The following is a 10,886-nucleotide window of genomic DNA, read 5'->3' as shown; positions in this document are numbered from 1 at the left end:
GTCGTTGCCGCTGCGCGGCGCGCTGACGAGGATGCATGGGGGCTGGCTCCACGGGTGGGCAGTTGGGTTTGGCCACTCTCAGCCTACCACCACCGCCAGCCTTTCTCATGCGTTTCAGCAGGTTGGGCTTATCTTAGTGCCATTCGGTGCTGACCACGTTCGACGCCTATCTGACCGAGCTGTCGGCACAGAAGGCGAAGGCGGATAAGATCAGCGCCGCCAATGTCGGAGAGACCGACCCGGATCTGTTGCGGGAGGTGCCCGATTTCCCCGTCAAGACCTGGCAGGCCCTCAAGACGGTGGGCCAGCTTCCACCCTCGCGCGTGGCCATCCCCTACTCACCGCGCCTGGATGGCATCGGCCGGCCAACGCCCAATGCCGTGTTCAAGGTGCCGACCGGCGGTGGCAAGACTTATCTGGCGGTTGCCGCGCTCTCCCGGCTCTTCGGGCGCTATCTGGGCCGCAACACCGGTTTTGTGCTCTGGATCGTGCCCAACGAGGCGATCTACAGCCAGACCAAGCGCCAATTGACCGACCGCCAGCATCCCTATCGGCAGATGCTCGACCGCGCGGCGGCGGGGCGGGTGAGGATCCTGGAAAAGACCGATCCGCTCGACGCCCGCGATGTCGAATCGCATCTGTGCGTCATGCTGCTGATGCTGCCATCGGCCAACCGGCAGAGCCGCGAATCCTTGAAGATGTTTCGCGATCGCGGCGACGTGCAGGGGTTCTTTCCGCCCGAGGGCGACGTGGAAACCCATCGGCTGGTGCTGGACCAGATCCCCAATCTCGACGCTTACGGCAAATCCGCCGAAGCCGGGGCCTTCTGGCCGCTGGTCAAGGATTCGCTGGGGAACGCGCTGCGCCTGATCCGCCCGGTAGTGGTCATGGACGAAGGTCACAAGGCGATTTCGGAACTGGCCTTCGCGACCCTCTACGGCTTCAACCCCTGTTTCGTGCTGGAGCTGACCGCGACCCCCAAGGACGTGGCGGCGCGAGGCGGCGCGAACCCGCGACCGGCCCGCCATGCCAATATCCTGGTCGAGGTGCTGGGGACCGAACTGGACCGCGAGGGCATGATCAAGATGCCCCTGAATCTCGATCCCCGCCAGGGGACCGACTGGCGCAATACCCTGAGCGCGGCGCTCGACCGGCTGAATCGGCTGCATACCGAGGCGCGGCGTCTGCACGGCGAGCGTGGCCGCTATATTCGCCCCATCCTGCTGATCCAGGTGGAACGCACCGGCCGCGATCAACGCGACGGCGTCCATATCCATGCGCTCGACGCCAGGGACTGGTTGCTCACGGCGGGGCTGGACGAGGCCGAAATCGCCATCAAGACCGCCGATACCAACGAACTGGCCAACCCCGAGAATCAGGATCTGCTCTCACCGGCCAACCGGGTGCGGGTCATCATCACCAAGCAGGCGCTCCAGGAGGGTTGGGATTGCCCCTTCGCCTATGTGCTCTGCGCCCTGGCGGCCAGCCAGAATCTGTCGGCGCTGACCCAACTGGTCGGGCGCATCCTGCGCCAGCCACAGGCCGACAAGACGGGTATCCCTCTACTTGACGAAAGCTATGTCATCACTCACCACGCCGCGACGGCGGGCGTGGTGGAGGCCATCAAGACCGGGTTGCAAGAAGACGGGCTGGGCGATCTGGTGAAAGAACTCAGAATCAGCGGCGACAGCGGGGGGCGTGGCGCCGGCGTCCGTCAGGTTCCCCGGCGCGCGGCATTCGCCAAGACTGACATCTATCTGCCGCAGGTGCTGTCGGTGGAAGGCGGCAGGATCCGGCCGCTCGATTATGAGCAGGACATCCTGTTCCACCTAGACTGGTCGGCGCTCGATCCCGCGCCGCTGATCGCGCGGATTCCCGACAACGCGCAGAGCGTCGAACAGCAGATGCGCCGCTTCCGGCTGGCCGATGTGGGCAAGGAACGCATCCTTGACGAGGTCATGGGTCACAGCGGGGAGAGGCTGCGCTTTGATCCCGCCTATGCGGTGCGGATGGTCTCCGATCTGGTGCCGAATCCCTGGATGGCCCGCGAGATCATCGGGCGCCTGCTGTCGGGGTTGGTCGCGCGCGGATTCGACGCCGAGAAACTGGGCACGGTGGGCGGGTTGATCATCGAGCAACTGCGCCATTGGCTGGACAGCGAACGCGACCGCATGGCCGAGGCGGTGTTCCGGGCGGCGGTCGCCGAGGGGCGGATTCAGTTTCGGCTGAGGACCGATGGGCACAACTGGCGGATGCCGTTCCAGGCCGACACCTACGAGCCGGAAGGCGCCGAGCAACTGATCGGAAAGAGCGGCGGACCACTGCAAAAAAGCCTGTTCGCACCGCTCTACAAAGGCGATTTTTCCAGTCAGGACGAGCGCGACATTGCGGTCTATCTCGACAGCGAGGCGACCCTGACCTGGTGGCATCGCAACGTCGCCCGCCAGCAGTACGGGATTCAGGGCTGGCGGCGAGGGCGGATCTACCCCGATTTCATCTTTGCCCTGCAACGTACCGAGGGAAGGAAGCGGATCGTAGCGCTGGAAACGAAGGGTGCTCAGTTGGCGGGTAATCTCGATACCGAGTACAAGCAAGCCGTGTTGCGGCTCATGTCCGATCACTACGCCATCGAGGAGGCTCCGCGCGTGGGTGAGATCGACCTGATCGACGTCAGCGGGACGGTCGTGCAGTGCGATCTGGTGCTGATGCCGGACTGGAAGACTAGGCTGCCCAACGAATTCTTGGTTGAATGATCGATCGTTTGAGGGTATCGAGACTCAAGATCGAGCCGTGTTCCACACGCCAGGAGACGGAGCCTTTGGTCGGTGCGACAGGGTCCGGGCTTTCAGGATCCGTCCATTCATGGCGAACACACGGAACTTCGTCCAGGATAAGGACTGTCCAGAGTCATCCACCAACATCCTCGCCAACCTCGTGAGTGTTTCCGTATGACCGACGCGACTGAACGTGAGAAGGAGCGTATTCGCGATATCACCCGTGTGCTCCACGGGGCTTGCCGGCCGCTGCGGATCCTGAGCACGCTGGCCTGGGCGCCGGAGGTGAAGGAGATCTTTCTGGCCAAGGATGGTCGCGAGTTGCCGGAGGTGAGCTATCCGGCCTTCGATCCAACGCCCTGCATCGAGGCGGTGCGCGAGGCGCGTCGCCGTATCATCCCGGTGACCACTATCGATCTCTGGCTGGACCGTCACGCGCTGTCGATCGAGTTGGGGGCGCGGATGCTGGCGGCGGTCGGGACCACGGGCTTTTTCGAGTACGGCCGCCAGATCTATGGCGAGCCGACGGCGCCCTTGCGCTATGTGCCCGTGACGCCGCTCGATCTGGCTCAAAGCGTTCTCGATACCATCACCAATCTCGCCCACATCGAGATCCATACGGCCCCGCCCTGCTACCACTCGGCGGAGTCGGTGGCGGAGGATCTGGAGCGCGCGGTGCGTGCCCATTTCGGCGATCAGGCTCCGGCCATCGAGCTGGTGGACCGGCTCTCCGCCAATGCCCTGGCGACCGCGCGGAGAATTCGGGTGCGGCGTGGCGCGCGCTTCACCGATCGTGATTTCACCCAACTGCTGCATCACGAGGCCCATATCCACGTCGCCACCTCGCTCAACGGCCAGGCGCAAACCGATCTGCCGCTGCTCGCGGCCGGGCATCCGGGCACCACGCGCACCCAGGAGGGGCTGGCGGTGTTCGCGGAGATCATCAGTGGATCGATCGAGCTGGATCGGCTGCGGCGTCTGGCCGATCGGGTGCTGGCGATCCAGATGGCCATCGAGGGGGCGGATTTCCTGGAGGTCTACCGCTTTTATCTGGAGCGGACCGGCGACCCGGATCAGTCATTCGAGAATACGCGGCGGGTGTTTCGCGGTGGCGTCATGACTGGCGGCGCGCCCTTTACCAAGGATCTGGTCTATCTGCTGGGGCTACTCCAGGTGAACAACTTCATTCGCGCCGGTTTCGCCGCCGGGCGGGCCGACTGTCTCAGTCTGCTGTTCTGCGGCAAGCTGGATCTCTTCGACATTCCGGCCCTGTGCGAGCTGTACGCCATGGGACTCTGTCGAGCGCCGCGCTTTCTCCCGCCCTGGATCAGCGACCCGCGCTATCTGCTGGCGATCCTGACCTTTTCCGTCTTCAGCAGCCGGGTGAATCTGGAGCCGATCGTCGAGGTGGCGAGCAAGCTGCTGGACAGCGCCCCGGTGGTGCGGATGCCCGCGCGCGCGGAGGATTGATTCAGCCTAGCTCGAAGCTGGTGACGCCATGGGTTCGCTCCAGCGCCAGATCGGGGATGGGGCCGGTGTACATGCGGGCGGTCTCGAACACGGGCGTCAGGCCATGGCGCTCGGCGAGTGCGACGGCGGCTGGGTTGGGTTCGGGGACGTCGAGGTAGATCGGATCGCCGGCGGGGAGTTGGGCGCTTAGGGCGCTGAACAGGGTCTCGGCGGCGCTTGGCGTGTCGGCGAAGAGCGGGCCGATCTTGTGTCCCTGACGGCAGGCGCGTCGCACGCCATAGCCGACGAGACGATCCTTCTGGATCAGGCCGAGCGCCAGGGTTCGGGGTTGGGCGATCCAGCGTCGCAAAAAGGCGTCGCGCTCGGTCGGGAAGAAGGCGCGGTCATAGGCGGCCAGATCCGCGAAGGGCCAGGTGTCCAGCGGGACCAGTCGGCCAGCGGTGGGGACCGGCGCGGGAGCCGGATGGCCCTGTCCCTGGTAACGCACATGGCGGTAGGCGAACTGGAAGCCGGAACGGCGGTAGTTCTCCTGTTGCGCGAGCACGCCGTCGAGGGCGATGTTCCGCCCGGCCAGGCGCTCCATGGCCGCCTGCCAGATCGCCCAGCCGTGTCCCTGTCCGCGCCGGTCCGGACGCACCAGATAGAAACCCAGGAAGCCGAAGTCCTCGCCATGTCGCACGGCGGAGATCATGGCCACCGGCTCGTCTGCGATCCGTCCGATCAGAAATCCCTCGGGGTCGGCGGCCTGATAGGGATCGGCATCGAAGAGACCCGGATTCCAGCCCTCGGCGGCGGCCCAATCGAGGGCGAGGCCGATCTCGTCGCGGGTCATGGAGCGAATGTGCATAGCGACCTCCTTGATTGAGCTACAGGGGCGCCCGGTCGATCCGGGACAGCTCCGGGTTGACGTCGAACAGCTTGCCGTTGATGCCCGAGATTCCGAGGGCTTGCGGACGTTGACCCTGCATCGTTCGGTACGACTGGGCCGAGGCTCGGTCGTTAAAGAGATCGATCCCGCCCACTTCGCCGGTATCGGGGTTCTCGGTCCAGATTTTCCAGCCGCCCGGTCGGGCGGCGGCACTCTCGGGATTCGCGCCAACGAACCCCAGATGGGGACTTATCCGACCGCGATCACCGCCCTGGGTATCCGCCATGAATCCAAACCGCCTGGCCGTTCCGGTTCTCGCGCTGTTCATCGTCCCCGCCTGTCTGACGGCGTCGCCTTCCGCGCATGCGGAGGCCCAGGTGGTGCAAACCCCTTACGGGCCTCAGAAGGTGGTGCTCGACTTCTATCTGGACGAACCGCGCAAGATCAACGCGGCGCTCTACTGGTTGCGCTCCCTGATCAACCCGCTCATGGACGCGCCCTATAACTACTCGCCGGAGTCGCTCGATATCCTGGTCATCATCCACGGCACCGAGATCGTCACCACCGTGAAGCACAACCACGCGAAGTACGAGGAGGCCGCGGAGCGCATGAAATACTACGCCGAGCTGGGGGTGAGATTCCGGGTATGCGGCCTGGCCGCGCAGGACTACGGCTATTCGGCCAAGGATTTCTACGACTTCATCGAGATCGCGCCCTCCGCCATCACCGAGCTGGCCCACTGGCAGCTTCAGGGCTACGCGCTGATCACCCCCCAGATCATGATCAAACGACAGACCATCGAGGAGATTCGCTGATCGCGCGGACGGTGCCGAGGGGGCGAATCGACGGGATCGACGTCGGCGTTGATCGCTGAAAAGATGGGCACGCTTCGCCTTGCCCATCCTGCGGATCGGGGCTGGAAAGTCTGGTCAGCCGCCAGCTATTTCTACCAGGGGTTGACGAAACCGCATCCGACTTGATGTAAGTTAGCAGGCGGATGGCTTGGGCAACCCAAGCGAGCGAGGAACCGGCCATCATCGACACCGCGCCCGCGGATAGCGCTTGATCCGCGCTTAACCGAGGCGGCCCTAAAATCGCCTAAGGGCTCCGACACAGGCACTCGAAGACGTGAGCGATACCCAGGCGCAATTCATCGATGTCGACGAACTGTGCGTCGGCATGTACATCTATCTGGATCTGGGCTGGATCGGGCATCCATTTGCCCTCAATAACTTCAAGATCGCCTCGCCGGATCAGATCGAGACGATTCGCGGCCTGGGTCTGAAGCGCGTGCGCTGGTCGCCGGACAGGAGCGATCTGGCGACGTCCAGCGTGGCCGCGTCGGTGGCCGAGACGCCGGGGGTCTTGCCCTCGCCGCTCGATGAGCGCCGCCAGCTATTGCTTGCCCAGCGCGCGAGCCTGGACCGTTGCGAGCGGGAGTTCTCCGGCGCCACGCGCGCCTTCCGCGACATTCTCAAGCTGGTGCCGGCCGAACCCGAGGCCGCGCGGGAGCGGGCCGAGACGATGGTGGGCGATCTGGTCGGAAAGCTCCTCGGTCAAGGTGAATCCTTCATCCGCCTGCTCTCCGAGCAGGCCGGCGAGAAGGCGACGCTGCATTCGATCAACGTGACGGTGATCTCGCTGCTGCTGGGTAAGCGTCTCGGATTCGATGCCGCGCGGCTCGGCGGGCTCGGACTTGGCGCCCTGCTGCACGATATCGGCAAGATCGAGCTGCCGGAGCGGCTGCGCTGGCGCGTCGACGGACTCAGCGCCGCCGAGCGCGGCCTGTTCCAGCAACACGTCGCCCATGGGGTCAAACTGGCGGAGCGGATGCGCCTGGAGTCGGAGGCGCGCGCGATCATCGCCCAGCATCATGAATACGTCGACGGAAGCGGTTTTCCTCGGCGTCTGACGGGCGAGGCCCTGACGTCCGAGTCCTGCATCGTGAGCCTGGTCAACCATTACGACACCCTCTGCAATCCGGTTAATCCCGTGGCGGCGATCACGCCTCACCAAGCCTTGTCGTTGATCTTCGCCCAGTCCAGGAAGAAATTCGATGCCGACATCCTGGGCGCCTTCATCCGCATGATGGGAGTGTATCCGCCTGGCTCGATCGTCATGCTTACCGATGGCCGGCATGCCCTGGTGGTCTCGGTGAGCGCGTCGCGTCCCTTGAAGCCGCGGGTACTCATCCATGACCCGCGGGTGGCGCGCGAGGAGGCCCTGGTGGTCGATCTCGAGGACGAGCCCGACCTGGGAATCCGCCAGAGTCTGAAACCGGTGCAACTGCCGCGGGCCGTCTTCGACTATCTCTCGCCACGCCAGCGCATGTGCTATTTCTTCGAGCGCGCCCGCGATCCGAGCGACGCGCGGGAGGGCCGATGAGCCGGATGCGCGATCTCTCACCCAATGGGTTGGCCGCGGACGACTTCGGCGCGGGTAACCGTCTCGACCTCTGGCAAGCGCTCATCGAGGGCTTGATCGAGGCGGCCTGGCTGGTCGACGCCTTGGATCTGCGTATCGTCGCCGTCAACCGGGTGGCCGAGGAACTGCTTGGACTCTCGCGCGCGAGCCTGATCGGGCGTCCGGTGATCGAGCTGGCCGTCACTCCGGAGGATGTGTTTTTCTGGGAGGACGTGGCCGCCGGGCGAGCCGACTCACTGCTGTCGGAGACCATGCTGCGCCGTCACGATGACAGCCTGGTGATGGTGCTGCGCCGGGTGAGCCGGGTGCAATGCGCCGATGGCCGGGCCTTCTATATCGTCGGCATGGCCAACCAGAGCGAGCGTCGGGCGGTCGAGAGCGAGTTGGAAAAACTGGTGGCCGAGCTGCGCGCGACCCTGGAGTCGACCGCCGATGGCATCCTCGTCACCGATCTCGACGGGGCGATCCGCGGCTTCAATCAACGCTTCGCCGAGCTGTGGAATCTGCCCGAGTCGCTCCTGACCGAACGCAACGACGCCGGGATCTACGACTGGATGGCGCGCGAGGTGCTCGATGCCGGCGACTACGCCGCGCGTATCCAGGCGATCAGCCACGATCCACTGCTGGAGGGATCGGATCTGCTCGTGCTGCGGCGTGGCGAGGTGTTGGAGCGGGTGACCTTGCCGCAGTACGCGCGCGGTCATCCCATCGGGCGCGTCTATTCGTTTCGCGATATCACCCAGCGACTGGCCGACGAGAAACGTCTCAAGCTCGCCTCCCGCGTGTTCGAGGCCAGCCTCGATGCCATCTTCGTCACTGATCCCGAGTTTCGCATCGTGGCCGTCAATCCGTCGTGCGAGCGCATGACCGACTGCCGGTCCGCCGAACTCACCGGACAGACCCTGACCCAGTCGCTCCATCGCTGGCTTGGCGACTATCCGCACCGCGCCATCGAGGAGGCGCTGGCCCGCGACGGCCTCTGGCAGGGGGAACTCCTGCAACGCAAGAAGGACGGCGTGTCGTTTCCCTGTCTGGTCTCGCTGGTCCGGGTTCTGGACGCCGATGGGGCGCCCTTTCATTACGTCGGTTTCGTCAAGGATCTGTCCGAGGCGGCGGCGGCGCGCCAGCGCATCGAGCAGTTGGCCTATACCGATGCCCTGACCGGCCTGCCCAACCGCATCCGTCTCACCGAACGCATCGAATTCGCCATCGGTCTCGCCCAGCGCGACCGGACCAGCTTTGCCGTGCTCTTCATCGACATCGATCGGTTCAAGCAGATCAACGACTCGTTGGGGCACATCTTCGGCGACCGCGTGCTGGTCGAGGTGGCGCGACGCATCAAGCAGTGCCTGCGCCAAGTCGACACCACCGCCCGTCTGGGAGGCGATGAGTTCGTCCTGCTGCTGCATCAGGCCAACGGATTCGGCGCGGAACAGACCGCGCGCCGGCTGCTGGAGACCATGGCCCGGCCGTTCGATATCGACGGGATGAAATTCTCCCTGACCTTGAGCATCGGCATCGCACTCTACCCGGAGGATGGCGAGACCCTCGACGACCTGATCAAGAACGCCGACAGCGCCATGTACCACGTCAAGGAGCGCGGGCGCGGCGATTTCCGTTTCTATCGGCGCCAGATGAACGTCGATCTCCTGACCCGCATGAAGCTCGATCATGCGATGCGCGAGGCGCTGGCGGCGGGGCATTTCCGCCTTGCCTACCAGCCGCAGGTCGATCTGCGGAGCGGTCTTGTGATCGGGGCCGAGGCCCTGCTGCGCTGGAAGGACCAGGATCTGGGCGAGATCCCGCCAGGCCAGTTCATCCCGATCGCCGAGGAGACGGGTTTCATCGTCGCCCTTGGCGGCTGGGTGCTGCGCGAGGCGATCCGGCAGGGCGAACTGTGGCAGGCCCAGGGCCTCGGGTTGACGATGTCGGTGAACGTCTCGGCGGTGCAGTTCCAGCAGGCGAATTTCATCGAGTCCCTGGCGCAATGGCTGGCGGAGAGCCATCTGCCACCCGGCTGGCTGGAACTGGAACTCACCGAATCCATCCTGATTCAGAACGTCGACGAGACCCTGGTTCGGCTCGACACCCTGGTTGGTCTCGGGATGCGGCTCGCGATCGACGATTTCGGGACCGGCTATTCCAGCCTGGCCTACCTGAAGCGATTTCCAATTCACCGGTTGAAGATCGATCGTTCGTTCGTGCAGGACATTCCCGACGACGAGAGCGATGCCGCGATCGCCACCGCCGTGATCAATCTGGCGCGCGCCCTCAACCTGCGGGTGATCGCCGAGGGTGTCGAGAACGACATCCAGCGGGCCTTTCTCCTGGAGGCTGGCTGCGATGAATATCAGGGTTATCTCTGTTCCCCGGCCCTGGCGCCATCCGACTTCGTGGCCCTGGTGGAACGGATCGGTCTCGCCGAGGGGCCGGTCCGATCCCCGTGAATGGGACGTCGTCCGCGGTCTAGAAAACCGCCTGAACCGAGTAGCCCAACTGGGCGGACAGCGTCCGGCCCGCCTCCATCAGATCCTCCACCCACTCCAGCCGTCGCCGCGCGATGGGCGCCGAGACCGAAAGCCCCGCGCTCACGTTCCCCGTGCCGTCATGGATCAACACCCCGATGCAGCCGACGTCCATCTCCGCCTCCTCGTTGTCCAGCGCGTAGCCGCGCGCCAGTGCCTGGCCGCATTCGGCGATCAGGCCGGGCAGGGTGGTGATGGTGTTGCGGGTGTAGGCGGGGAGATTGGTGCGCTGGGCATAGGCGCGGATCGCGTCCTCGCCGGCCGCGCCCAGCATCAGCTTGCCGACGGCGGTCACATGCAGCGGGGCGCGCGCGCCAATCAGTTGCTGGACATGGATCATGCGATTCGGCGTCGCCTTCTCGATATAGACCACGGAGTCGCCCTCGCGGATGGTGAGATTCACCGACTCGCCGAAGCGGTCGCGCAGATCCTCCATGATGGGGCGGGCGATGGCGCGCACATCGACGTTGCCGTGCAACCGCACCCCCAGTTGCAGCAGCCGCAGCCCGAGTCGGTAGTGACTGGCCGCGTCCTTCTCCACGAAACGGTTCTGGATCAGCGACGCCAGAATGCGATGCGCGGTCGAGACGTTTAGCCCGGTCTCCGCCGCCAGGATCTTGAGACTGACGGGATCCGGATAGCGGGCGATGGCGTCGAGCAGCGAGGCCGCGCGGTCGATGACCTGGATACGGGTCGCCTGACTGGTGTCTTCCTGGTTCATGGGAAATTATCCGACGTATTTTCGTATTATGAAAACATATGTGTCGGAGTTTGTCCCTACGGATGCTTTCGCTTCTCGCAAAACGGCCTCGGCCGACCGATCTC

Annotated in this window: 8 protein-coding genes; 5 read left to right on the top strand and 3 right to left on the bottom strand. The window is 64.8% G+C overall.

Annotation, left to right across the window (positions count from 1 at the left end; all coding sequences use genetic code 11):
- Positions 1-146: 146 nt before the first annotated feature.
- Both CKO27_RS09775 and CKO27_RS09770 read left to right on the top strand, forming a co-directional pair.
- Positions 147-2,753 (top strand): DEAD/DEAH box helicase family protein, encoded by a 2,607-nt coding sequence (locus tag CKO27_RS09775; protein ID WP_200374698.1) that lies wholly within the window; start codon positions 147-149, stop codon positions 2,751-2,753.
- A 195-nt stretch (positions 2,754-2,948) separates the two neighbouring features.
- Positions 2,949-4,244: a peptidase MATCAP family protein gene (locus tag CKO27_RS09770; protein ID WP_200374697.1), complete on the top strand. Its 1,296-nt coding sequence runs from the start codon at positions 2,949-2,951 to the stop codon at positions 4,242-4,244.
- A gap of 1 nt (position 4,245) precedes the next feature.
- Here the strand turns inward: CKO27_RS09770 and CKO27_RS09765 are convergent, their stop codons facing one another.
- Together CKO27_RS09765 and CKO27_RS09760 are read right to left on the bottom strand one after the other, a co-directional pair.
- On the bottom strand, positions 4,246-5,091 hold the full coding sequence (locus CKO27_RS09765) for a GNAT family N-acetyltransferase (protein WP_200374696.1): 846 nt from the start codon (positions 5,089-5,091) through the stop codon (positions 4,246-4,248).
- Positions 5,092-5,110: 19 nt separating this feature from the next.
- On the bottom strand, positions 5,111-5,398 hold the full coding sequence (locus CKO27_RS09760) for a YdhR family protein (RefSeq protein ID WP_200374695.1): 288 nt from the start codon (positions 5,396-5,398) through the stop codon (positions 5,111-5,113).
- On the opposite strand from CKO27_RS09760, the gene CKO27_RS09755 reads away from it, so the two are divergent.
- The 3 genes from CKO27_RS09755 to CKO27_RS09745 all read left to right on the top strand — a co-directional run bounded on the left by CKO27_RS09755 (position 5,397) and on the right by CKO27_RS09745 (position 9,983).
- Complete coding sequence (locus CKO27_RS09755) at positions 5,397-5,927, top strand: DsrE family protein (RefSeq protein ID WP_200374694.1); 531 nt, start codon at positions 5,397-5,399, stop codon at positions 5,925-5,927. The genes CKO27_RS09760 and CKO27_RS09755 overlap by 2 nt on opposite strands.
- A gap of 313 nt (positions 5,928-6,240) precedes the next feature.
- Positions 6,241-7,497 (top strand): HD domain-containing phosphohydrolase, encoded by a 1,257-nt coding sequence (locus tag CKO27_RS09750; protein ID WP_200374693.1) that lies wholly within the window; start codon positions 6,241-6,243, stop codon positions 7,495-7,497.
- The gene (locus CKO27_RS09745) at positions 7,494-9,983 is read left to right on the top strand and encodes a sensor domain-containing protein (protein ID WP_242470830.1); all 2,490 of its coding nucleotides are present in this window, start codon (positions 7,494-7,496) and stop codon (positions 9,981-9,983) included. The genes CKO27_RS09750 and CKO27_RS09745 overlap by 4 nt, the downstream gene beginning before the upstream one ends.
- A 19-nt stretch (positions 9,984-10,002) precedes the next feature.
- On the opposite strand, the gene CKO27_RS09740 is transcribed toward CKO27_RS09745, so the two are convergent.
- Complete coding sequence (locus CKO27_RS09740) at positions 10,003-10,782, bottom strand: IclR family transcriptional regulator (RefSeq protein WP_200374692.1); 780 nt, start codon at positions 10,780-10,782, stop codon at positions 10,003-10,005.
- Positions 10,783-10,886 lie beyond the last annotated feature (104 nt).

The sequence above is a fragment of the Thiocystis violacea genome (assembly GCF_016583575.1).
Lineage (GTDB): Bacteria > Pseudomonadota > Gammaproteobacteria > Chromatiales > Chromatiaceae > Thiocystis > Thiocystis violacea.
Note: the sequence above shows the minus strand (reverse complement) of the source record. Positions and strands in the feature narration are given on the sequence as shown.

Bases quoted from the DNA above. Each gene is read 5' to 3' on its own strand.
- CKO27_RS09755 (WP_200374694.1), top strand. From the start codon at position 5,397: ATGAATCCAAACCGCCTGGCCGTTCCGGTTCTCGCGCTGTTCATCGTC.
- CKO27_RS09745 (WP_242470830.1), top strand. From the start codon at position 7,494: ATGAGCCGGATGCGCGATCTCTCACCCAATGGGTTGGCCGCGGACGAC.
- CKO27_RS09760 (WP_200374695.1), bottom strand. From the start codon at position 5,398: ATGGCGGATACCCAGGGCGGTGATCGCGGTCGGATAAGTCCCCATCTG.
- CKO27_RS09770 (WP_200374697.1), top strand. From the start codon at position 2,949: ATGACCGACGCGACTGAACGTGAGAAGGAGCGTATTCGCGATATCACC.
- CKO27_RS09740 (WP_200374692.1), bottom strand. From the start codon at position 10,782: ATGAACCAGGAAGACACCAGTCAGGCGACCCGTATCCAGGTCATCGAC.
- CKO27_RS09765 (WP_200374696.1), bottom strand. From the start codon at position 5,091: ATGCACATTCGCTCCATGACCCGCGACGAGATCGGCCTCGCCCTCGAT.